Source organism: Vibrio sp. 1731 (genome assembly GCF_033339955.1).
GTDB classification, from domain to species: Bacteria; Pseudomonadota; Gammaproteobacteria; order Enterobacterales; family Vibrionaceae; genus Vibrio; species Vibrio alginolyticus.
Genome location: NZ_JAWOVO010000012.1, coordinates 65,419 through 87,992 on the forward strand (window position 1 = coordinate 65,419; position 22,574 = coordinate 87,992).

The following is a 22,574-nucleotide window of genomic DNA, read 5'->3' on the forward strand; positions in this document are numbered from 1 at the left end:
CCTAATTCCTAGCCTTTGTTTTTTAATGCTAATTCATAGTGCTTAGCGAAGTCTTCTAAATAGAACGGAGACTCTTTATTGATAATATCATCGGATAGCTTTTCATGAATATCCTCAAACCTCTTCCAACTTTGAGCATATTTCCTAGCTGGAATAACCTTATTAATAACCGTGTCTTTCGCTAAAGCATCTGAGTATATAGAAGTAGGTTCAACAAGTGACATAACACTCGAAACCGTACCTTCAACACCTTTCATTAAGGCTTGCTCATGACTTTCGATGTCATTAAATGCTTCTTTAATGGCTGCATTTGGCTTTAAGAAGCTAGCGGTTTGACGGTTATATAAGTTATGAATCGCATCTTCTAAGTTTGCAGAAAACTTTAAAGGGTTATTTTCTGACTTACGAAATGCGGTATGACTAAGTCGATTTGTTTGTTTAAACACTGCTCTGTTATGCAGTGTTTCCATTAAACCAACTAGCATCAAAGAAAATGACTCCCCCAGTTGTTCGAACCATTCCTCTCGGTTATCGCTGGGAATCATCATTGGATCTATACCCACCCCTCTAACAAAAGCCGCAAGTTCACCCCCATTGGTATCAAAGTTGGGAGTCGATAGGTGTTCTGATTGTCGGTTAACTTTCGGTAAAGTTTCAGATACGGTGCTCTGTTTTTCGGGCTTTGGGATATCAATAAAATCATCGACTAAACCAATATCTAGCTGAAAGTCAGAAGGAACACTTTCGTTTAAGAGTTCACTAGCACTAAGGCCTAGGTCAACAAATTCTGCTTCCGATGGACTTGAGACTACTTCAGGGGGTGCGCTAGAAAGACTTTTACTTGTCTCAAGACTGAATACATCTGTATCTGTTTGAATAGAAACTGAAATTTGATAATCCCCTAAGCTAACCATATCGTCATCGCTTAGTGCTATTTCATTTCCTTGACCCACAGGAGTTACAGCATTATTTACAAAAGTACCATTAGTTGAGAGGTCTTTTATCAAGTATTTGTCACCAAACTTAATCAGTTCTCCGTGGGTTCCGGATACCACTCTTTCAGGATCTGGTAGTGTCCAATCACATTGTTCAGACCTACCAAATGTAACCTTGGCATGTTCATCACTTGATTCAAACACGAACTCACTCTCAATCTCTGGAGTAAATTTGTGAAAACTTGTTATGGTTAAAACCAACTTCATGTAAACCTCGCCAAAGACCTGCTAGATATTATTTTTAATTTTATTATTAACTACTTTCTTATTAACAGTAAGATTAATAAAAATCTTAATACTGCCATTGAAAATCATGCACGGAATAATGAATCATTTTTTTATCAAAGCAATCACGTATTGTTCAACAATTTTAATTATCCAACCAAGTTCAAATTTTTGACACTTAGACTTTCATCAATAAAAAAACGAATGTTAGTTTGGCCGAGAAATTCTAACATAATGACTTTTCATTGAGCAGAAAGGTATATATTCCCCCATCATTTATACGGAGTTCTTGTGATGGAAGACAGTAATAAAAACAATTCTATAAATAACGAAGAAAGCGGAGATAAAACTAAAATTGTAAAGACTCAAAAACGAGACAATGCAATTAAATCAACCAAACTCACTAATAATGAAACCTCCGTTAAAAATAAAAATGAAACAAACACAAAACTGTCTCAAAAAGAAAACACTCCGTTAGTTAATAAGAAAAAAAACAATAAAGATGACTCATTAAATAATAACAAAGATGTTATTAACGAAAGCTTAATAGGAGCGTCCGTTAAAAATCGGTATGAAATTGAGTCGGTTATTGGGCATGGTGGGCTTTGCGATGTTTACTTAGCTAAAGATAGGATTCTTGAATCTTCAGGTTCAGAAACACCCTACGTTGCGTTAAAAATATTACAGAAAGAGTTTGCTTCTCAACCAGAGACTGCACGCATGTTAATACGTGAAGCTCAACAAACTCAAAGGTTAAGCCACCCTAATATCATTAGGGTTTTTGATTTTGGTGTTGATGGCGAAATATACTTTTTAGTTATGGAGTATATTAACGGAGAAACATTAGAGAGTTTAATACAGCGTTCTAGGCCCCATGGGCTGAAGTTTAATGCAACTTTATCAATCCTAAATCAGGTACTCGATGCACTCTCATATGCTCACTCTCTTGGTGTAGTGCACGCCGACCTAAAGCCCGCTAATGTGATTTTAACGTCTGAGGGTAACGTTAAACTGCTTGATTTTGGTGTATCTAAAACACATCAATTAAAGCAGGATCAATATGCGGCTAAACGTAAATCCGAAAATGTTGAAACGCTTGGTTATACTCCCAACTATGCATCACTCAACCTGTTATCCGGTAAGGAACCGAACTTAAGCGACGATATGTTTGCTCTATTTTGTATTGCTTACGAGCTATTGAGTTGCAAACACCCTTACGCAAGAACTCCAGTTAATGAAGCTCTCAAAAAGAAGATCAAGGTCTCTAAACCAACTAACATGCCTGCATCTAAGTGGCCAATATTTTCAAGCGTATTTTCAACTGGCATTATTCCGAACGAACTGACCCCTGAGCAGTTGAAACGCAAATTGAATATGCGCTATTGGCCTATCGCTAGCGGCGCGGCAGCGAGTATATTATTAGTTAGCGGCATTGTATTTGGTTATCAGCAGCAACAAGAAACCATCACCAATTTGGAAACCGTTATTAGCAAGCAAAATGATCAAATTGCCGGACAAGAGTGGCAGCTTGATACGCCAGCAGAAAAAAGTTTGGCACTGATTGATAGTGAAAAAAGCTTACATCCAGTCGTTAAGGCTGGCTTATTACGCTTACACAAGACCTATATTCTCAGCGAGTTTGAATCTGAAATTGATCAGGTTTTGAATTCTGATGCCAACAACTACCCGAATTATGATGAAATTGAGTCCATACTTGATAAAGCAAAAACCTACTACCCTGACTCACATAAAATAGAAGTTCTTGCCTTAGATATTCAGTCAAGCAAGCACTCCACGTTACTTTCGATAGCAAGGCAAATCAACAGTCAACTTGAAAAGTCTCGGTACAGTAAAGAAGACGGCAGTAAATCCATCTATGAGCTCAAGGATGAGTTAAATCAGATTCATCAAGGTTATCCTTTCACGCCAAGTTCGTTATCTAGCGATGTTTTCGGTCAGCACCTCACTGAAGCACTCAAAAAGAAAGACGCAGCTGCACTTGTTGCTCTTATTAAGGTTGGGAACACCTTCTTTTCAAACGTAGAAGAGCATCAAGAGAACTTACAGATAAGTAATGCGATGAAAGATGCAGTGCTGGAAATGAAATTATATGAGACAGCGCTAGATTCCAACAGCCCTCTACCGTTTCCAGAAGATGCCGCTAGAATCCTGTTCCAAGAAGAGTTTGAAAACTTTTATTCTCGCCTAGAAAAGGCAAGGACGACAACTCATCTCGATAACTTGGTGAAGGATGTGGATCTGTTCTCGAAAAACTTTCCTATTGGTTTTCAGGATGTTAACGATTTAAGATTCAAAACTGCTGATAAATACTTACGCTTCTCCGATATATTGCTTAATAAGCGAAGGACTTCAAGCGCAAGACGCGCTATGAAGAAAGCCAACGAGCTTATGAAGCAAATAGAACAGGACTCTAAGCAAAGCTAGTAATACAAAAGGGACGCGAGTCCCTTTTTTGCCGTAGATTACTTGCCAATATGCAACTAGATTGCTAATTTATACTTGTGCTTAATGAGGAGAGTTAGCCTTGACTGAAGGAATAGTCAAAGTTGGCGAACGTCTGGCGTCCGTATGTAACGATAGCCTTAAACTAGGACTGCAAGACACTTACCGACTCGGCGTTTTACTTGGAAACATCCCCTTTGCTACTTGTGTTAAAAACACGCGAGTTGAAGTTTTTTCATCCCTACATTTCGACCATTGCCGTTTGGATATAAGTCAAAATATCTTTAACAATGACTTTCTTTTTGTAAGTTTATCTCAAGCGACAAGCAAACTATTTCTGCTCAAATACTGGTTATGCCATTCATACCTTCGGCTAAGCCTTCATTATCCGAAACATTCCTCTACCTCAACGTTTAATAGGGGTATACATGATTAATTTTGATGTTCTCAATACATACATGGATAACGACGTAGATCTGATCGTCACTGTTTTTTCTACATACCTTGAAGATCACACGAATGATATAGAGCGTATAGATGAGCTATATGCAAGCAAATGTTGGTCAGAACTCTATCTATTAGCTCATAGTTTAAAGGGCATTCTAGAGAGTTTCGGAGAAGACACCGCGGTCATTGCGTTTCAAAGAATAGAAGAAAAAACCAGAAACGATACAGCGCCAGATAGCTCAGATATAGCTATAGTTACTAAAGAGCTAGCTGCAATTAATCAACAAATCTTCACTTACTTGAAGAATATGCAATAAAGAAATTCAAGGCTTAACTGGGGGAAATATGGCAATGAATAATAGCAATTTCAGGGAGTTGATTGAGTCTCTCAAAGACTTAACACCAACTCAAAAAAGGTACTTACTTAGCCGTACAAAGATGGCGCTAGATGATGAAAGTAATATGTTAAACATCAGTGATATTCTAACACCAGAAGAGTTGGAGGCGTTACTATCACCGGCACCAACAACGAATACAAAATAACAATGATATACAACGCAACCGTCAGATTAACGCTAGGGACCAAGTGAAGCAAATCGACTTTGCTTGGTTGTTAGTTTATCTCCCTATTCCTTTTCACTACAACAAACGTATTGTTTTCGAAACCTTTTTCCAATGTAAACAGGTCAGATAATTGAGCGACTAACATCAGTCCGCGACCTGAGGAGGACCAACTATCGTCATCCATTAAGTTAGGTGCCTCAATCTGTTTATTTTTATGTTGGATGAACGTCTTTTCATTGATCGGCGCTCCGCAATCAGAGACTCTCAGTTCCACGAAACCGGACACTTGGTCATCCCCAACCCTACACTCCACTTCAATTGGTAGGCCATCTATTTCACTGTAAGAATGAATATAAGCGTTATTCATGAGTTCAACGACACAAAGCTCCAATGATTGAATTGCATTTAAGGGGATTTGATGACCCATCAAAAACCGAACAACGTCTTTGCTCGCACTTCGTGAGTGAGTAAGGGAGCTCCCGTAAGTTCGTTTAAATTCGCTCTTTGACATTCTTTTCCTTAAAATCGAGCCTCTCACCATGCCATTTTACCTGTAAAAGGCTGGCATCATCATCAAACTCATCTTCGTTATGCCAAGATTGTACTTTTTTAAAGACGTCTCCCACTTGGTCTTCAACTGTCAGCGTGCAAACAGCTTTTATACTCGATGCCAATCGTTGTAGTGAAAACATCTCCTCACCCTGCCTCGCTTCAATCAAACCATCCGAATAAAGCCACAATGCATCGCCCTCATCCAGACTAATTTGGTTACCGATATATTCCATCGGCTGCATTGCACCAACGATAAAGTTATCGTCACCTATCTGTTCCATCGTTTTCGTACTCGTTCGCCAAACTAAGATCCTGGGGTGGCCAGCCGTGCAATAGCTAAGTTGCCCTGATTTTGTGTTAAGAATGGCGTAAGCCATAGTAAAGTAAAGTTGACTGTTTCTAGTTTGCTGATAACGCCGATTTAGCCGTTCAATCACAGATGCAGGCTCACTTACGCAATAGCCGTCATCTCTCAACTCCATCGTGATCGAATCAGGCCCCTGACTTTGAGATAGCGTCTGTTGAATAGAAAAAGCCATCAAAGCTGAAGAAATACCATGACCAGAAACATCAAATACATAAAACGCAACATGTCGTTCATCGAGCTCCAAATACCCCAACATATCACCACCAATCTGGGAGCATGGTTTGTAGACATAGCTAAAATTTACATTCTGAATAGTTGATTCAGCAGGGAGTAGTTGCTCCATCAGATGACTAGCAGACTGTAGGTCTTGGTGAATTGTTTGATAGGCCGCATCTAGCTCTTTATTTCTCTCAACGAGTTTGTTGTGCAGTTCTAAAGTACGAAACCCCGCACGGATTCTGGCCTGAAGTTCCTCTACAGACGTCTTCTTATCTACGAAATCATCTGCGCCAGCATCAATGCCTTTCACGATCGAACTTTGGTCATTTCTAGAAGACAGTAGAACAAAGAAAATGTAACGTTCGCTAACTTTAGATTTTAATTGGCGACACAATTCAATACCATTAATTCTAGGCATCATTAAATCGCTCAGCACAAACTGAATATCAGGGCGGTGGGTTAGCACTTCAAGCGCCGCTCTTCCGTCTTCAACTGCAACCACTTCATAGCCTTGCTTTTCCAATGCACTGCTGATGTAAAGCAGTACTGTTTTACTGTCATCGACCAAAAGAATGGGTTTCATCTTCCTCCTTAATACAGTTGCTATACTGGCTAACGCAAAACACTAGTCACTGACTGCTCATTTCTAAAACGGCTGTAGTCTTCGGCTAATAATTGGTGTTGATATCGAGTGTAAGACAACGCTTCATTAGAAATTAGTATCTGATGCTCTTTTTCGATTAACTGACTTTGCAGCCTTTCAATCTGTTCATCCTGCTGTATGTAATTGAGGTACAGTGCGAATAGACCAAAAACCGAAACCATTAACAGGGCTATTAGAATATTATTGATAGTTTTCACTTGAATACTCATGACCTCTCCTTGTCTATTACTAGACTTTCCATGATGAAAGAGAGCGTCTACGGACCAAGAGCTCGAGGCTCTAAAACGCAACGAAGCAAATTGAGGTTGTTTTTCCAATTATAGGCGATAGGAGAAAAAATAAGAAAAATCTGAGAAAATTTGAATATCCTGCTGAGTTAAGAATCGGTAAGGTGGTAGCAGCGAGCTATCATCCACTCGCTGCAATACATTAACTCTGAAATGCAGGTCTAGCTAAAATTTGGTTATACCATCGAGCAATGTTTGGCGACGTCGATAGCACATCAATTTCTAGGCCTTTAATTGCGAAACTGATCAAAATAAAGCCTGTTATATCGACGATAGTAAAATGGTCTACGGCGATAAAATCATTATGTTCAAGACGCTTGTCTAAGACGGGCAGAAATTCGTAGACGCGTTGTTTTGATTCTTCGCCCCATGCTTCAACGCAACGTTCTCTGTCTCCATAAACTCCGGTCATGTTTCGAAACGCCTGAAATGCCGCATTTAGTCCTTGGAACTCCACCACACGATGCCACATTTCCACCTGAGCACGTTCGAGCTGGTTAGCACCAAACAGCGCCAGATCATTTTCAAACGCTTCATCTAGGTAGCGACAAATCGCCACGCTTTCACAGATCGTCGTACCATCATCCAGTTCTAGTAGAGGCACTTTGCCGTTCACGCTTTTCGATTTAAACGGTTCAGATAGGTTATCGCCCTCACGAACGTTCAGCGCAATTCGCTCAACCTCGCCACCGATTTCCTTTAGAAAAATGCTAACTCGCTTACAACTTGGAGTCATTGCGGTTTCATAGAGCTTCATTTCACATCCTTTTATCTTTTTCTAACCGATTGGTTAGGATATACTGTAGTCAGTTTATAAACGATCAGTCAAGAACTTCACTATCAAAAATTTTCAAACAGTTGTGGGTCTGTTTGCTGAGCGAGATTTTTGATGCCGTTTGTGAGTTCACATGAATTTGGGGGCTGATACCCAAGAATAGATGGGTATTCATCATATTGGTTCAGTTCGAACGCTAGAGGTTCTCTGTACCATCCCTCCAAAGCAATTTAATTACCCGATAAGCAGACCCAGGCAGGTAATTTATGGCAAGAAAAGCCAACTTCGACCGAGATGAAAAGCTTCTCGTGGCTATGGATGTGTTTTGGCGCAAGGGCTTTGCGAACACGTCTATCTCGGATCTCACCGACGAGTTGAACATCAACCGGTTCAGTCTTTATAACACCTATGGTGACAAGCAACAGCTCTACTACGAAGCGCTCGATACTTACTTAAAAAAAGTCTCGCTACCGTCACTGAATGATTTGGAAAAAGACGACGCGTCTTTACCTGAGTTGGAATCGTTCCTTAAATCTTTTGCTGAGCTGCAACGCAAACGGAACTGTGGGTGTTTTATTCAAAATGCGTTGATTGAGCACGCTGGCGAAGACGATGACGTACTGCGCAAAGGGCATTTTTTGTTTGACCATCTTATCGACATCATTGCGGATGCGCTGACCAATGCGCAAAAGGAAACCTTAGTGCCAAAAACGCTTAAACCAGAAGAGCTTGCTCGTTTTGTTCTCAACAACATGCAAGGTATGCGTGTACTTGGCAAAGCTAAACGTTATGCCGACTTGGATACCGCGCTTTCCTGCTTGCTGGTTTTGATTAGGAAGTGACATGTCGATTGAAGTGATAGCAGTACGTCTTACCAAAGGCATGGACTTAAAGCCGAGCCTTGCGAAATTGGTCAAGCAGCATGGTATCAAAGCTGGCTCGATTGCCTCATGCGTTGGCTGTGTCTCTGACCTCAACCTTCGTTTGGCAGGTGCAGAGAGTACGTTAACCAAACATGAGCCATTTGAAATCGTCTCTGTGATGGGAACTCTAACGCCTGAACATCAACACGTTCATATCTCGGTGTCTGATCGTGAAGGACGAGTTTGGGGTGGGCATTTAATGGAAGGCACGGTTATAGATACCACCGCGGAATTGATCATCCATTCTTACTCAGAACTTGAGTTCACTAGAGCGATGGACGACTCGACTGGCTATACCGAACTACAAGTGAACCCTTCCAAATAATTAAAAGCTCCAGAGCCATACTGTGCTGTCTCTGGAGCTTTATTCGCTTGTCTCTTACGCTAAGAATTTACTCATTTCGAGCAAGCTAGTTTCGAGGGTCATTCTTCGACTAAGTAACAAACCTGATTATCGTCGACTGTTACTTGCCATGTTTTTAGACAGTGCGCATCGTCTTCTAAACACTGCCCACTCTTTAAACTGAAGTGCTGTTTATACAGTGGTGATGCAACACACATCTCACCATCAATATCACCGACAATCCCTCGACTCATCACATAAGCCTTACCAATTGGGTCCCAATCCTGAACAGCGTAAACACCGTTATCAGGAATGTAGAATAACGCCACATGCTCGCCTTCAATCAATACAGTGGCACCGATAAACGGCATTAAGTCATCAAGCTGACACAATTTCACTTTGGTTAAAGCTGCCATTTACACCTCCTGTTTCACGGGAATACGCTGACCGCGCACACGTTGGTACGGCAAGACTTTGCTGCCCGACGTGCTGTTCAAGAAAGGACGGAAGCGTTGCAATTTTTGAGGATTATCCAACGTACTCTTCCACTCACATTGATAGGTATCTACGACTCGTGCCATTTGTTCATCCAAAGAATCACATAGGTTGAGAGAGTCATCCAAAATCACTTGTTTAAGGTAGTCTAGGCCCCCTTCCATGTTCTCCATCCACACTGACGTGCGCTGTAAGCGATCAGCGGTGCTGACGTAGAACATCAAAACTCGGTCAATCATGGTGATCAACTCTGATTTGGATAAGTCGGATGCAAACAAATCAGCGTGTCTTGGTCTCATGCCACCATTACCACAAACGTATAGATTCCAGCCGTTTTCGGTGGCGATCACCCCAATGTCTTTACTTTGCGCTTCTGCACACTCACGAGTACAGCCCGATACGGCAAACTTAAGCTTATGGGGCGATCGCAATCCTTTGTAGCGGTTCTCTAACTCGATGGCTAATCCAACTGAATCATCAACACCATAGCGACACCACGTAGAACCGACGCAAGATTTCACGGTGCGGACCGACTTGCCGTAGGCGTGCCCTGTTTCAAAACCGGCATCAATTAAGGTTTGCCAGATTTCAGGAAGCTGTTCTAACTGCGCACCAAATAAATCCACGCGCTGACCACCAGTGATCTTGGTGTACAGATCGTACTGCTGAGCGACTTCACCTAGTACGATAAGTTTGTCTGGTGTGATTTCGCCACCCGGAACACGAGGCACAATCGAGTAAGAGCCATCTTTTTGTAGGTTCGCCATAAAGGCATCATTAGAATCTTGCAGAGATTGATGTTGAGGCTCCATGATGTGTTCATTCCACAAAGAAGCGAACACAGATGCCGCTGTCGGCTTACAGATATCACACCCATGCCCTTTGCCATGCAGTGCGATTAAGGTGTCGAAGTCTTTGATTTGTTCCACTTGGCAAATATGGAACATCTCTTGGCGACTAAGCTCAAAGTGCTCACAAAGGTGGTTGTTAACCTCTACCCCCATGGCTGCCAGTTGAGTATCCAATACCGACTTCACCATATTGCTACACCCACCACAGCCAGTACCGGCTTTGGTGTTGGCTTTAAGGTCCGTCAGGTTGGTAGTGCCGGCTTGAATCTCGGCAACTAAGTCACCTTTTGTGACGTTGTGACAAGAACAGATGATGGCGCTGTCTGGCATCTCTCCATCAAGCATTCCGGTATCAAACAACAGGTTCGCGGCGTGGTCTGGCAAGACTGTTTTGTTCAAATAACACTGTAAGAGCGCATCGTAATCGCTGTTATCACCGACGAGAATCGCACCAAGTAATTGGGTGCCGCTCGCATCAACCACCAGCTTTTTGTAGATGCCTGCTACCGCATCTTGCAAGACCATTTCTTGTGCGCCTTCGGTTTGCATTTGTGCATCTCCGATAGACGCCACATCCACCCCAAGCAGCTTGAGTTTGGTGCTCATGTCTGCACCTTTAAAACCTTCGCTTGGCATTCCAGTCAGGACATCAGCAGTGGTTCTTGCCATGGTGTAACCGGGTGCGACTAAACCAAAGATCTTTTGCTCCCAAAGAGCACATTCGCCAATCGCATAAATATTCTCATCGCTGGTTTGGCATTGATTGTTAATCACAATACCGCCTCGTTCGCCTACTTCCAGCTCAGCCAGTTTTGCCAGCTCATCTTGAGGGCGAATACCTGCGGAAAAGACAATCACATCCACTTCGAGAGGATCTTTGTCTTTAAACACCATACGATGCTTAGCCGTTTCACCATCGCAGATTCGTTCCGTACCCGTCGAGGTATGTACGGTTAACCCTAGCGCTTCAATCTTCTCTTTTAGCACTAAGCCAGCACCATCATCTAACTGTACGGGCATCAGGCGAGGTGCAAACTCAATGACGTGAGTTTCTAGCCCCAACAGTTTGAGTGCGTTTGCCGCTTCTAAACCCAACAAGCCGCCGCCAATCACTGCGCCTGTTCTTGCACCTTCACATGCCTTTTTGATCTGTGAAAGATCATCAAGCGTGCGGTAGACAAACACGTTGTCGCGGTCTTTACCTTCAATTGGCGGCACAAATGGGTAAGAACCGGTCGCGAGCACAAGTTCGTCGTAACCCAGCACATCTTCACCATCAAGGAGAATGCGCTTTTGCTCTCTGTCGATGCCTGTTACTTGGCTGCCAAGTACGAGTTGGATGCCATGCATGTCGTACCATTCTTGGTTACTCAGCATCAAATCATCATGAGACTTACCCGCAAACAAAGAGGACAACTGTACACGGTCATACGCGATAAAGCGCTCTGCACCAATCACGGTAATTCGGTGCTCCAAATGCGCGTTTTTCTGTACTAATTGCTCGACAAGGTGTTGCCCGACCATACCGTTGCCTACCACAACGATGTGGCTCAATGCGTTCTTTACTGGAATCGTTAAAGGACTGTTCATCGCTGCCTCCTTATGCCGTTTGCGCTGCGGTTTTGGGTTTGTCTTCTTTCGAAGCAGGAATCTCGACTTTGGATTGCTTCTCGTAAAGGAACTTCAACACCGCTTGTCGACACTTCTGATACTGCGCATCATCCGCCAGTGCTACACGCTCACGAGGGCGAGGTAGATTTACTTCTAACACTTCTCCAATGGTTGCTGCCGGTCCATTAGTCATCATCACGATTTTGTCAGATAGCAGCACCGCTTCATCCACGTCATGGGTAATCATGATGACGGTATTGTTTAGCTCGGCTTGAATCTTCATCAGTGCATCCTGTAAGTGCGCACGAGTCAACGCATCCAGCGCACCAAATGGCTCATCCATCAGCAAAACCTTTGGTTGAAGTGCCAGTGCTCTCGCAATGCCGACTCGCTGCTTCATACCGCCCGAGATTTCATCCGGCTTTTTGTGCGCAGCATGCTGCATTTGAATCAACTCCAAATAGTGGTTCACTTGTTCCTGAATCCACGCTTTGCCCTTTTTGCCGGCAATTTGTTTTACTGCAAGCTCAACGTTTTGATACACGGTTAACCAAGGCAATAATGAATGGTTTTGGAATACCACTGCGCGGTCGGGTCCCGGCCCTGCCACCTCTCGTCCATCGACTATTACGCCGCCGTCTGTTGGCATGTGTAGCCCTGCGACTAAGTTTAATACCGTTGATTTACCGCAGCCAGAGTGACCAATTAGGGATACAAACTCACCTTTATTGATTTGTAAATCGACGTTCTTAAGCGCGATGAACTCGCCATCTGGCGTTGGGAATCGCATCCCTAAACGCGTTAGATCTAATAATGCTTTTTCCATGATCGTTTCCCTTATCTCAACGCTTGTTGTTTATTCCAAGACAGCCACTTTTGAAGTTGCAGCATGCCTCTATCGAGCATCAAACCGATAAAACCAATGGTGATGACTGCCACCATGATGCGCCCCAATGATGCCGAGCTGCCGTTCTGGAATTCATCCCAAACGAACTTGCCTAACCCCGGGTTCTGAGCGAGCATTTCTGCCGCAATCAACACCATCCAAGCGATACCTAAAGAGAGACGTAAACCTGTGAAGATCATTGGAATGGCAGAAGGTAAAACGATAGTGCGAATGTGCTGCCACCACGAAAGTTGGAGCACTTTGCTCACGTTGATTAAGTCTTTATCAACGCTCGTTACACCCACAGCGGTATTAATCAGCGTCGGCCATAAGCTACATAGCGCTACTGTGATCAGAGAGTTAATGAACGACTTAGCAAACATCGGGTCATCACTCACATAAGTGGCACTTACAACCATGGTAACGATGGGTAGCCAAGCTAAAGGTGATACGGGCTTGAGCAGTTGAATGATTGGGTTGAACGCTTGATACAGCCCTTGATTAAGACCAAGCACGATGCCAAGCGGAATCGCGATAATCGTCGCCAGCAGAAAGCCCGCGGTCACAGTCACTAAGCTAGTCACGATTTGGTCGAAGAACGTCGGTTTACCTGTGTAAGGACGAATCTTCACTTCCGCGTCTGGATTCTTCGCTAACTTCGCAGCATTGCGCTTTTCCTGACGCTCGATAAACGCTTGTTCCTTTTCTCGCTCTTGCCAATGGTCATCGACAAGGTTGCTGAACTGCTGAAAAGTTTGCACAGGTCCCGGTAGCGTACCTAATGAAGTTTGCACTTCTCTCGCTGCTAAGTGCCACATTGCCAAAAAGATCAGCAAGCCAATGACGGGCAAAAGCACCAGCCGACTTCGGTTCACTACCTGCTTAGCAGGAAACAGGGAAATGACATTACTAGACATACTCACTCCTAAGAAATTTACATCCTTGTTGCCACAAGCGAATTCCCTCGCCTGTGGCGTTTATCGTTATGGTTAAACCTTGTCTTTTCCTTTAAGCCCGATAGAGAACTTCTCTAGATATTTATTTGGCTCGCGACCGTCATAAACGATGTTGTCGATAAAGTGTGTTTGTGGCGCACGGAAACCATCTTCAGCACTAAAATCTGGGAAGTCTTTTTTGCTCAACACACCATCTTCAATTAGCGCTTGAGCTGCTTGTTTGTAGATATCTGGACGGTAAACCTCTTTCGCCACATCCATGTACCAATCATCGGATTTCTCGCTTGAGATTTGTCCCCAACGGCGCATTTGAGTCAGATACCAAATCGCATCGCTGTAATACGGATACGTGGCGTTATGACGGAAGAAAACGTTGAAGTCTGGCACGTCTCGTTTGTCGCCTTTCTCATATTCAAATGTGCCCGTCATTGAGTTGGCGATAACTTCGGCATCGGCTCCGACGTATTCGCTTTTTGATAGCATCTTCACTGCCTCTTGGCGGTTGGCATTGTCGTTTTCATCTAACCAATGTGCCGCTCGAATCAAGGCTTTCACTACGCGAATGTGCGTGTTTGGATACTTCTCAGCCCAAGCTTTAGAAACACCAAATACTTTCTCTGGGTTGTTCTTCCAGATCTCGTAATCGGTCACGACTGGTGTACCAATGCCCTTGAACACAGCTTGTTGGTTCCATGGTTCGCCAACGCAGTAGCCTTTGATTGTGCCCGCTTCCATTGTGGCTGGCATTTGTGGTGGCGGTGTAACACTCAAAAGAACGTCAGCATCCAACTGGCCACTGTTATCGCCTGATTCTGGTGCGTAAAAGCCTGGATGAATCCCGCCTGCCGCTAACCAATATCGCAACTCATAGTTGTGCGTCGATACCGGGAACACCATGCCCATGTTGAACGGTTTGCCTTTATCCAGATAGCTGTCGACCACAGGCTTCAGTGCATCCGCTTTGATTGGGTGAACAGGTTTGCCATCTGGTTGTTTTGGAATGTATTGCTTCATCTGCTCCCAAGTATCATTGGAAACCGTGATTGCGTTGCCGTTCAAATCCATACTGAACGCGGTAATCACTTCTGCTTTTGTGCCGACACCAATCGTCGCGCCCAATGGCTGACCAGCAAGCATGTGCGCGCCAGCAAGCTCACCGTCGATGACTCGGTCTAAAAGCACCTTCCAGTTTGCTTGCGCTTCTAAAGTGACGTACAAGCCTTCGTCTTCAAAAAAGCCTTTCTCATAAGCAACCGCCAGCGGTGCCATATCGGTTAACTTAATAAAACCAAACTTCAGGTCTTCAATTTCTGGCTCACCCAACTCTGCCTTTACGCTGACCGTGGTGAATACCGATAACGAAATTGCTGACACTTTCAGCATCGAACTCCATTTCATTGGTTTGCTCCCATAAAAAAAGCGCCACTACTCCGAAGAGCAGTAGCGCCGTTGCTAAGTCTACAATTACCGCCGTTGATAATTGAGATAAGCGATTCAACAATAAACCCAACTCTACTAATCCAATTACTGTGCCAACTTATTTTTCACATTAAATACAATAAGTTAGTATATCTTGCCGTTTGTTATTCCCTGTTATTGCTTGCTGATAGTGCAACACGCACCACGTTAGAAAACGCACTCCAACCCCAAAGTGGTAGAGCAACTAATCAAGCACCTCCAAAGTAGTTATCAAATTCTTGGCAACTTGTGCGAGCGTTTGGCTCGATTGCATGGCTGAATTTCTAAGTGCTTTATAAGCCTGTTCTTCATCAACGCTGTGCATCTTCATCAGCAGACCTTTGGCTTTTTCCACCAGCTTGCGCTCTTCAATCTTATGGGTCAGCGATTCAATTTCCGATTGCATACTTTCGAATTTCGCTCTCACTAGTGTCGCATGTTCAATCCAAGGCTGAAGCGCAAACTCACTATCGTGCGGCATGAGCACATAGTCCATTTTTTCTGATAACCGATTGATATCATTAGATGATAACTGCTTTAAGACGATAAGAAGTGGTGCCGATTTTCTGCGGCAGAAATCGACGATCAAACGCAGTTCCGCGGTTGGTTGCTGCCATCCAACCACAACGCTTGCTGACGGTTCTCGTTGCATTAACGTTTCTAGTTGTGCCAATTGGCAACCGATGATGTTGTCGTAATCTTTGCTCAATAAGCCGGACAATCGAGCCTGCTCTTGGAGGCTATCACAACATACTATGATGGGTGTTTTTGACGTTGATTGAGTCATGCACATTCCTTGTTTATATCTCACTCACTAAGAGAGACATAACAAGGAATGTGCCAACTAAAATAGACGCGTTTTAACTAGAGGCGAGATGTTCTTTGAAGAAGCCGAGTGTGCGCTCCCAAGCGAGTGCTGCTTCTTCCGGTGCGTAGCGTGCTGTTGAGTCGTTATGGAAGCCGTGGTTGACGTTCTCATACATTAACGCTTGATACTGTGCGTCGGTTGCGATCAATTGCTGCTCATAAGCAGGCCATGTGTCGTTAACACGCTTATCGAGCCCTGCAAAGTGAATCATCAACGGCCCTTTGACTTGCTTTTGGATCTCTTGCGCAGCTGGTGTTCCATAAAAAGGCACACCTGCATCGAGCTCTTCAGGCATTACCGCTGCAAGCATATTGACAATGTATCCACCGAAGCAGAATCCAACCGCGCCCAATTTACCGTTGCCACCCTCGTATTGTTTGAGGAAGTTAGCGGCTGCAATAAAGTCTTGTTCGATCTTGGCTCTGTCCATCTCTTTCTGCATGGCGCGACCTTCATCGTCGTTCCCCGGATAGCCGCCGAGTGGATAAAGTGCGTCTGGAGCGAAAGCAATAAAGCCATCTTTTGCAAGTCGTCTTGCGACATCTTTGATATAAGGGTTCAGACCTCGGTTTTCATGAATCACCAACACAGTCGGCGATTTTAAAGTCTTCTTCTGTGGCATCACCAAATAGCCGCGACCTTCTCCATGTCCATTTGGAGATGGAAAGGTTTCGTACGTTGCCTTGATGTCAGGATCGTTAAATGAAACTTGTTCTGCGAGTGCGTAATTAGGGGTTAGCGCGTCGACCAGTGCTGTCATGCTAAAGCCAAGCACAGCAAGACCACCCAGCCTATTAAGAAACTCACGGCGCGAGATTTTTCCGTGGGCGTATTCGTCGTACCAATCGAAGGCTTCTTGCGGGATCGGGTGAGAAGCCTTTTCACTAGGAGTGGTATGCTTTAGAACCATTATCCATGTCCTCTGTGTCTTACCATATGGGATTTTCTCATTCTCAAAAGCGCAGCGAGAAACGAACGCGATTGAGGCTAAAACTGCGGTTTCACCACTCTGATACGGAGCAAGGTGGTGAAACACATCATTGGCGAGCTAGGATCTTTTACCTTCTTCAAACAATAGATAATGGATTCAGATTCAACAACTTTGCGTCGTTGGTTTTACATTAATTGACAATAGTGCGTTATTGCTGGCCACAATAGGCTTGCCAGTAGGAGAAGGCGCGTTCGAATGCTTTTTCCCTGTCGTGCATTTGTGCAAACAAGATCACTGTCATCGTAGCGAGAACCGTATTCGCCATTTGGTTCATGTCATCTTCTGACGTCCCAAACGGGCAGTTCGCAGGCATTGGCACCTCAGACAGCATTTGCTCCGTCCAGTAGTGCGATGTCACGCCGCTTGTTTAGCTTAACCATACTGTTTGGCTTACTTTCGGGTTGTATTCTGACTCACCCGATTGTCCTTTGAATGACACAACAGCGTGAGCGGTTTGACCGATCTCGTATTCGACTTCTGCATGAAGTTGTTGGAAACCAGGATGGAAGCTACCACGAATACCAACCGTTGCTTGCCCCGGATTCAATGCTCGAACCACGGTATTAATCGGCGTTCTAAGCCCATAACGATTCTTCCAACCGATCATGGTTTCTGCTTGTGGAGCAAATGCGCTGAGCGGTAGATACACGATGTTTTGTGTTTCTAAGACACGCTTTGCTTCTTCTGCTGATTCCGCTTTCTCGATAGCAAATTTGTCGAGGTAGTCTTCAGCGTGTAAACGACCAGATTGACGGTCGTGATATCCGTGCATCAGCACTTTGTGGCCATTATCGGCAAGGATTTTCGCTGCCAACAGATGCCAAGGCTGACCTGCCGCTTCACGTTTGCCCGCATAGCATGGCCAATCAATATCTGCACCAATAGCAGGCATGCGGGATTGGAATGCTTTCACAAAGCCAGCGATTTCTTGTTGAGTCTCGTTCTGTACGCGGATCAGCATCAATAACATCGCCATCTGATCATCATCGCACTCACCGTTTAGGTATTCATCCATAACTCGAAACGCTTGGTCAAAGTTCAGTGGTTTTCTACCACGTTCGCCACGACCGACTGTTCTAATACACTCCAAAATGCTGCTCATATTCCCTCGTATTCCGTCACTGACTGTACGGTTTCTATTAGTTGTTCGCGCAGTTTGACAACTTCTCCCATCACAATCAATGCTGGGCTCACGCCTTTAAGTGTAATCGATAAATCATTGAGCTGATTGAGTTGTGTAACGTGCACTTGTTGTTGAGGGCTGCAACCATGAGTGATGATCGCGACAGGGAAATCTTCTCTCAAACCAGAGCCTATTAAACCCGTTTGTATTTGCGATGATTTTTCTAACCCCATATAGAAGACTAACGTTTGTCCGCTTTGCATCAGTTGGCTCCACGCTTCAAATGCGCCTGTTACCACTTGCCCCGTCACAAAGGTAACGCTACGAGCAACGCCACGATGAGTCAGCGGAATCAAGCTGTTTGCTGAACATCCAATCGCAGCGGTAATGCCGGGAATGACTTCGTACGCGATTGAGTGTTTGACGAGTGCTAACGCCTCTTCACCTCCACGGCCAAATACAAAAGGATCTCCCCCTTTTAAGCGTACAACTCGCTTTCCTTGTTGAGCGAGCGATACCATCAAGTCACAAATTTCTTCCTGACCAATACTAGGTTGTCCGCATCTTTTGCCCACGTAAATCCAATCGGCTTGTGGCGAAGCCAACTCCAAAATATCTTTGTTAACCAAACGGTCGTACAACAGTACCTCTGCCGACATAATCGCTTTCACAGCCTTTACCGTTAACAAGTCAGGATCGTGCGGCCCTGCTCCGACAATCGAGACAAAACCTTTGTGGTTCGCGTCCAGGTCTAGTGAATGGTCTTCTAAAAGTTGGTTCAGTTTGCTTGCTTGATCATGCTTAGAAAAGCGAGACGAGCGTTCTTGTTTCTGACTCGCTTGTCCTTTCTTAAACCAAGACTTTTGATAAGGCGCTTCCATGTGCTTATCCTCTTTATGACTTACTTTATTTGAATAGCCAAACTTTGCTGGTTCGCTTGCTGTTTGCCCTTTTGATGCTGATGGCTGTCGACCATTTGTTTGATTTGAGAGACGCACGAGCCACAGTTAGTACCGCATTTGAGTTTGTTTTGAAGTTGGGTCACTGACGTGCAGTCTTGTTTCTCCATCGCGTCATGTATTTGTTTATCGGTAACGCGGAAACAACTACAAACCAGTTTGGCACTGCTTTGCGATTGAGTGATGGTAAGCAGTTGCGATAGCTCCATCGGCTTGCCAATCAAGCCGGTAAAGTTGGTGTAGTCGGTTTGAATCGGTTCACTAGACACCACCAAAACAGAGCGAATGATACGCACGTCTCCAACAAGGTCATAGTCCACCGCTAGCCAACCTTGGACAATATCTATCGTAATTCTGCGGCTCTTTTCCGTTCGACAAAAACTCTGCTTCTTTGGTCGCTTATCATGTGCAAAGCGCCAAATGCCCAAATTGCTTTCTGCTTGAAATGCGCTGTAGAGAAATTTACCGGAATCAAACTGTGTACCGATGAACATACCGTAGGTTTTGACCGCGGCGTCTTGCACTTCAACATAAGACGACTTAAATGCAGGCTGCCCTGAAATAGGGTCTTTTGCGCTGTTTACTATCGCATTAACACTGCTTTCACCGCCATATCGACCCGCCCAGTGCATTGACATAAACAGCTCCTGAAAACCCAAACCTTCATCAATGGCAACTTTGGCATAAATACCGGTGTTTGAAGCAGGCTGAAACAGCTTGGTGAGCTGTCCTGCTTTTAAGCGATTTTGAGTGGCAGAGAGCGTGTTCATGTACACGGTTGGTTCTAACTCTGAGGCGGCAAGGTGGGCGATATGCCCTGTGCGCGTCATGGTATGCCATTGGTCACGTTGCCTGCCCGTATTGAGCCACCAGCCTTTTGTTCTTTCTAAGCGCGTTGGAGATTCACTGGTCACGACAAAACGCGCTTTTCCATCTGGGTGTGAATAGACGCCATCAGCAAAAGGGCGCTCTCCTCCCCATTGTGTCGGCACCCACTCTTCGTATTCTTGCTCGGTTAAGTTGGCGTATTGAGAAAGATCTAGCTTCAATGGCGAATCTGCATTCATGCCTGTCATCGCGGCATATTCCCTGAATACCGCCCGCTCAGAAGTAAACGCAAAGCCATTTTGTGTCTTTTCCAATGCACACAGAGCTTGCCCAACTTGGCTTATCGCCCACCAATCTGATTTTGCTTCACCGGGAGGCGTTTGAAACTGGCGCTGCCTTGAAAGTCGACGCTCAGAATTGGTCACCATGCCTTGCTTCTCCCCCCAGCCAGCGGCGGGTAGCAATAGGTCCGCGTAATGCGCTACATCCGAATCCGCTGTGATATCGGAAACAATCACAAACGGACAAATCTCTAGTGCACGTTTTACCAATTGGTTATCTGGCAAAGAGACAACAGGATTGGTTGCCATGATCCAGAGAACTTTAATCTCACCACGTTCTACCGCCTCAAACAGTTCAACAGCTTTTAAACCGGGCTGAGTGGCAATTTCTGGTGAATCCCAAAACGCCTGCACTTGCTTTATAGACTTTGCGTCAAAAGCACGATGAACCGCTAACTGGTTTGCCAATCCACCGACTTCTCGCCCACCCATCGCATTGGGCTGACCTGTAATAGAAAACGGCCCACAACCTGACTTGGCAATTTTACCCGTCGCCAAGTGTGCATTAATGATTGCATTGCCTTTGTCGACGCCATTTTCGGCTTGGTTTACCCCTTGGCAAAACAACGTAATTGCGGTTGGGCTTTGCGCAAACCATTGGAAGAATGTCGTGAGTTTTTCTTCTGAAATGCCAATGGAAGACGTCAAATTAGTGACATCGTAACGCAAATCAGAAACTTCTTCTCTAAGTGCATTAAATCCGTCGGTATAAGAATTTATGTATTCAGAATCAATCAATTGTTGTTCAATAAGAAACTTGAGCAGCCCATTGAAGAGTGACACATCACCATCGTTTTTAATCGGTAGATGCAAATCCGCTTGCTGTGCGGTGACCGTTTCACGCGGGTCAATGACCACCAGCTTGAGGTTAGGATTGTTTTCTCTCGCTTGTTGAATACGTCGGAATAAAACAGGGTGCGTCCAAGCGGTATTAGCACCGCAAATGATCAATAGCTCAGTCTTATCAATATCGTCGTAATTGACGGGAACGACATCTTCACCAAATGCTCGTACATGAGCCGCAACCGCCGAAGACATACACAAACGCGAGTTCGTATCGATGTTTGCGCTGCCAACATAGCCTTTCATGAGTTTGTTGGCGACGTAATAGTCTTCCGTTAACAACTGCCCTGACACGTACATCGCGATGGAATCCGGTCCAAACTCCGCTTTCGCTTGATGAATCTTTTCAGCAATCAGATCCGTGGCTTGTTGCCATTGCACCTCTTGCCCTTGAGGTCGTTGCTTGGTGACAAGCTTTGGATACAACAAGCGCGAAGGCATATTCAAGCTCTCTGCCAGCGCGACACCCTTCACGCACAGTGATCCCGCATTTGCAGGATGACACACATCCCCAACGATTCCTTTCGTATTGACCTCGACACCACATCCAACACCACAATAGGGACAAGTGGTTTTTTTGCATCCTTGCGACATAACACCTCCAGTGCGATTCAGCCCAACTTACTAGCAAAAAAAAGCCTCTCCCGAATCGAGAGAGGCAGCAATGCCTTTAACGCTGTTAGTACATTTTCAAAAAGTAATACCCTATACCGCTCTCGCCTGCTATTAAGAGCGGCGCATCGAGTTATCGATGAACGTTTATGTAAAGCAAGTGAGGTGCCAAGATTAAAAACCCTTACCATACAAAGGGTTAGCTTAAAACCAATTATAGCAACGTAATGCTACGCACTGATTGTGTGCAAATTTCGGTCATTATCGTGCAGTATTACTTTACTAATTCCATAACTAACCTGGATTCTTCGTCACCAAAATAATGCGCTTCTTCTTCTAACGTTTTAAAGCCAAGGGAGAGGTATAAAGACAATGCAGGTTGGTTCTTAGGATCGACAGTCAATTTCACGCTTGAGCCTAACGTCAACGACGCAATAACGTTTTCTAGGAGGGAACGCGCAATACCTTTACCTCTATGTTGAATATCGACGGCCAATGACATGATCCAATATTGATGTGCATTTGTGCTAGTCGTTAGCAATATATACCCTGCGACCTGCTCTCCCTCTTTTGCTACCAGTAAACTCTCTCCCCAACAATCAAAAGCTTGCCGAAAGAAAAATTGAGGATAGGCGTGTTCTCCAAATAAAGTATTTTCGAGCTTATATATGGCAAATAAGTCCTCTTTTTGCGCAGACAAGATGTCCATTCAATGACTCCTTCTTTAACATGAATGGCAGCAGTATACCTAAATCTCATCTAAATGACGGGACACAAACATCTCAATTAAGTGCTTAAGAAATGTAATATTCTTCCTGAAAATTAGGCCTAACTCACTTAGAACATACATCTGTGATTAAGTTTTAACCGCAAAATCAAAAACCACACAAGATGAAAATTTCAATACATATAACCATTAAATGCATTA

The 22,574-nt window shown here is 44.3% G+C and carries 20 protein-coding genes and 1 pseudogene; 5 read left to right on the forward strand and 16 right to left on the reverse strand.

Annotation, left to right across the window (positions count from 1 at the left end):
• Positions 1-8 precede the first annotated feature (8 nt).
• Positions 9-1,202, reverse strand: coding sequence for a type VI secretion system-associated FHA domain protein TagH (gene tagH, locus R7035_RS15025; RefSeq protein WP_005375931.1), 1,194 nt, complete (start codon positions 1,200-1,202; stop codon positions 9-11).
• Between the two features lie 312 nt (positions 1,203-1,514).
• On the opposite strand from tagH, the gene R7035_RS15030 reads away from it, so the two are divergent.
• From R7035_RS15030 to R7035_RS15040, 3 genes are all read left to right on the forward strand, one after another.
• On the forward strand, positions 1,515-3,665 hold the full coding sequence (locus tag R7035_RS15030; protein ID WP_165935321.1) for a serine/threonine-protein kinase: 2,151 nt from the start codon (positions 1,515-1,517) through the stop codon (positions 3,663-3,665).
• 446 nt (positions 3,666-4,111) lie between these two features.
• Complete coding sequence (locus tag R7035_RS15035) at positions 4,112-4,447, forward strand: Hpt domain-containing protein (RefSeq protein WP_031781126.1); 336 nt, start codon at positions 4,112-4,114, stop codon at positions 4,445-4,447.
• Positions 4,448-4,481: 34 nt separating this feature from the next.
• Positions 4,482-4,673 carry a hypothetical protein gene (locus R7035_RS15040; RefSeq protein WP_025767706.1) on the forward strand — a complete coding sequence of 64 codons (192 nt, stop codon included), beginning with the start codon at positions 4,482-4,484 and terminating at the stop codon, positions 4,671-4,673.
• 70 nt (positions 4,674-4,743) lie between these two features.
• Here R7035_RS15040 and R7035_RS15045 read toward each other — a convergent pair whose 3' ends face one another.
• The 4 genes from R7035_RS15045 to R7035_RS15060 all read right to left on the reverse strand — a co-directional run bounded on the left by R7035_RS15045 (position 4,744) and on the right by R7035_RS15060 (position 7,540).
• On the reverse strand, positions 4,744-5,121 hold the full coding sequence (locus R7035_RS15045; RefSeq protein ID WP_240694220.1) for an ATP-binding protein: 378 nt from the start codon (positions 5,119-5,121) through the stop codon (positions 4,744-4,746).
• A gap of 64 nt (positions 5,122-5,185) precedes the next feature.
• The gene (locus tag R7035_RS15050; RefSeq protein WP_132936414.1) at positions 5,186-6,415 is read right to left on the reverse strand and encodes a PP2C family protein-serine/threonine phosphatase; all 1,230 of its coding nucleotides are present in this window, start codon (positions 6,413-6,415) and stop codon (positions 5,186-5,188) included.
• Positions 6,416-6,444: 29 nt separating this feature from the next.
• The gene (locus R7035_RS15055; RefSeq protein WP_132936413.1) at positions 6,445-6,705 is read right to left on the reverse strand and encodes a hypothetical protein; all 261 of its coding nucleotides are present in this window, start codon (positions 6,703-6,705) and stop codon (positions 6,445-6,447) included.
• Positions 6,706-6,925: 220 nt separating this feature from the next.
• Positions 6,926-7,540 (reverse strand): glutathione S-transferase family protein, encoded by a 615-nt coding sequence (locus tag R7035_RS15060; RefSeq protein WP_005375905.1) that lies wholly within the window; start codon positions 7,538-7,540, stop codon positions 6,926-6,928.
• Positions 7,541-7,824: 284 nt separating this feature from the next.
• Here R7035_RS15060 and R7035_RS15065 point away from each other — a divergent pair, with 284 nt between their 5' ends.
• Both R7035_RS15065 and R7035_RS15070 read left to right on the forward strand, forming a co-directional pair.
• Positions 7,825-8,400 (forward strand): TetR/AcrR family transcriptional regulator, encoded by a 576-nt coding sequence (locus R7035_RS15065; protein ID WP_005375904.1) that lies wholly within the window; start codon positions 7,825-7,827, stop codon positions 8,398-8,400.
• 1 nt (position 8,401) lies between these two features.
• Positions 8,402-8,806, forward strand: coding sequence for a PPC domain-containing DNA-binding protein (locus R7035_RS15070; RefSeq protein ID WP_318146177.1), 405 nt, complete (start codon positions 8,402-8,404; stop codon positions 8,804-8,806).
• A gap of 98 nt (positions 8,807-8,904) precedes the next feature.
• On the opposite strand, the gene nirD is transcribed toward R7035_RS15070, so the two are convergent.
• From nirD to R7035_RS15125, 11 genes and pseudogenes are all read right to left on the reverse strand, one after another.
• Entirely contained in the window at positions 8,905-9,240 is a 336-nt protein-coding gene (gene nirD, locus R7035_RS15075) for a nitrite reductase small subunit NirD (RefSeq protein ID WP_047123394.1), read from the reverse strand.
• The gene (gene nirB / locus R7035_RS15080) at positions 9,241-11,760 is read right to left on the reverse strand and encodes a nitrite reductase large subunit NirB (RefSeq protein ID WP_132936411.1); all 2,520 of its coding nucleotides are present in this window, start codon (positions 11,758-11,760) and stop codon (positions 9,241-9,243) included.
• Positions 11,761-11,770: 10 nt separating this feature from the next.
• Positions 11,771-12,607 (reverse strand): ABC transporter ATP-binding protein, encoded by an 837-nt coding sequence (locus R7035_RS15085; RefSeq protein WP_005450080.1) that lies wholly within the window; start codon positions 12,605-12,607, stop codon positions 11,771-11,773.
• A gap of 11 nt (positions 12,608-12,618) precedes the next feature.
• The gene (locus tag R7035_RS15090; RefSeq protein WP_053303689.1) at positions 12,619-13,584 is read right to left on the reverse strand and encodes an ABC transporter permease; all 966 of its coding nucleotides are present in this window, start codon (positions 13,582-13,584) and stop codon (positions 12,619-12,621) included.
• A gap of 72 nt (positions 13,585-13,656) precedes the next feature.
• Positions 13,657-15,021 (reverse strand): CmpA/NrtA family ABC transporter substrate-binding protein, encoded by a 1,365-nt coding sequence (locus tag R7035_RS15095; protein WP_130545592.1) that lies wholly within the window; start codon positions 15,019-15,021, stop codon positions 13,657-13,659.
• A gap of 265 nt (positions 15,022-15,286) precedes the next feature.
• The gene (locus R7035_RS15100; protein ID WP_012842515.1) at positions 15,287-15,868 is read right to left on the reverse strand and encodes an ANTAR domain-containing response regulator; all 582 of its coding nucleotides are present in this window, start codon (positions 15,866-15,868) and stop codon (positions 15,287-15,289) included.
• A gap of 73 nt (positions 15,869-15,941) precedes the next feature.
• Positions 15,942-16,859: a dienelactone hydrolase family protein gene (locus tag R7035_RS15105; protein WP_009704599.1), complete on the reverse strand. Its 918-nt coding sequence runs from the start codon at positions 16,857-16,859 to the stop codon at positions 15,942-15,944.
• A 229-nt stretch (positions 16,860-17,088) separates the two neighbouring features.
• A pseudogene (locus R7035_RS15110) lies at positions 17,089-18,042 on the reverse strand (glycosyl transferase family protein).
• On the reverse strand, positions 18,039-18,944 hold the full coding sequence (gene cobA / locus R7035_RS15115) for a uroporphyrinogen-III C-methyltransferase (protein ID WP_017634211.1): 906 nt from the start codon (positions 18,942-18,944) through the stop codon (positions 18,039-18,041). The pseudogene R7035_RS15110 and the gene cobA overlap by 4 nt, the downstream one beginning before the upstream one ends.
• A gap of 20 nt (positions 18,945-18,964) precedes the next feature.
• Positions 18,965-21,628: a nitrate reductase gene (locus R7035_RS15120; RefSeq protein ID WP_186585250.1), complete on the reverse strand. Its 2,664-nt coding sequence runs from the start codon at positions 21,626-21,628 to the stop codon at positions 18,965-18,967.
• 292 nt (positions 21,629-21,920) lie between these two features.
• Positions 21,921-22,355, reverse strand: a complete 435-nt coding sequence (locus R7035_RS15125; protein WP_017634213.1) for a GNAT family N-acetyltransferase — start codon at positions 22,353-22,355, stop codon at positions 21,921-21,923.
• Between the last annotated feature and the right edge of the window lie 219 nt (positions 22,356-22,574).

What these genes read in the sequence shown, in the direction of transcription:
- tagH (WP_005375931.1), bottom strand. Translation starts at nt 1,202, where the DNA reads ATGAAGTTGGTTTTAACCATAACAAGTTTTCACAAATTTACTCCAGAG.
- R7035_RS15030 (WP_165935321.1), top strand. Translation starts at nt 1,515, where the DNA reads ATGGAAGACAGTAATAAAAACAATTCTATAAATAACGAAGAAAGCGGA.
- R7035_RS15035 (WP_031781126.1), top strand. Translation starts at nt 4,112, where the DNA reads ATGATTAATTTTGATGTTCTCAATACATACATGGATAACGACGTAGAT.
- R7035_RS15040 (WP_025767706.1), top strand. Translation starts at nt 4,482, where the DNA reads ATGAATAATAGCAATTTCAGGGAGTTGATTGAGTCTCTCAAAGACTTA.
- R7035_RS15045 (WP_240694220.1), bottom strand. Translation starts at nt 5,121, where the DNA reads ATGGGTCATCAAATCCCCTTAAATGCAATTCAATCATTGGAGCTTTGT.
- R7035_RS15050 (WP_132936414.1), bottom strand. Translation starts at nt 6,415, where the DNA reads ATGAAACCCATTCTTTTGGTCGATGACAGTAAAACAGTACTGCTTTAC.
- R7035_RS15055 (WP_132936413.1), bottom strand. Translation starts at nt 6,705, where the DNA reads ATGAGTATTCAAGTGAAAACTATCAATAATATTCTAATAGCCCTGTTA.
- R7035_RS15060 (WP_005375905.1), bottom strand. Translation starts at nt 7,540, where the DNA reads ATGAAGCTCTATGAAACCGCAATGACTCCAAGTTGTAAGCGAGTTAGC.
- R7035_RS15065 (WP_005375904.1), top strand. Translation starts at nt 7,825, where the DNA reads ATGGCAAGAAAAGCCAACTTCGACCGAGATGAAAAGCTTCTCGTGGCT.
- R7035_RS15070 (WP_318146177.1), top strand. Translation starts at nt 8,402, where the DNA reads ATGTCGATTGAAGTGATAGCAGTACGTCTTACCAAAGGCATGGACTTA.
- nirD (WP_047123394.1), bottom strand. Translation starts at nt 9,240, where the DNA reads ATGGCAGCTTTAACCAAAGTGAAATTGTGTCAGCTTGATGACTTAATG.
- nirB (WP_132936411.1), bottom strand. Translation starts at nt 11,760, where the DNA reads ATGAACAGTCCTTTAACGATTCCAGTAAAGAACGCATTGAGCCACATC.
- R7035_RS15085 (WP_005450080.1), bottom strand. Translation starts at nt 12,607, where the DNA reads ATGGAAAAAGCATTATTAGATCTAACGCGTTTAGGGATGCGATTCCCA.
- R7035_RS15090 (WP_053303689.1), bottom strand. Translation starts at nt 13,584, where the DNA reads ATGTCTAGTAATGTCATTTCCCTGTTTCCTGCTAAGCAGGTAGTGAAC.
- R7035_RS15095 (WP_130545592.1), bottom strand. Translation starts at nt 15,021, where the DNA reads ATGAAATGGAGTTCGATGCTGAAAGTGTCAGCAATTTCGTTATCGGTA.
- R7035_RS15100 (WP_012842515.1), bottom strand. Translation starts at nt 15,868, where the DNA reads ATGACTCAATCAACGTCAAAAACACCCATCATAGTATGTTGTGATAGC.
- R7035_RS15105 (WP_009704599.1), bottom strand. Translation starts at nt 16,859, where the DNA reads ATGGTTCTAAAGCATACCACTCCTAGTGAAAAGGCTTCTCACCCGATC.
- cobA (WP_017634211.1), bottom strand. Translation starts at nt 18,944, where the DNA reads ATGGAAGCGCCTTATCAAAAGTCTTGGTTTAAGAAAGGACAAGCGAGT.
- R7035_RS15120 (WP_186585250.1), bottom strand. Translation starts at nt 21,628, where the DNA reads ATGTCGCAAGGATGCAAAAAAACCACTTGTCCCTATTGTGGTGTTGGA.
- R7035_RS15125 (WP_017634213.1), bottom strand. Translation starts at nt 22,355, where the DNA reads ATGGACATCTTGTCTGCGCAAAAAGAGGACTTATTTGCCATATATAAG.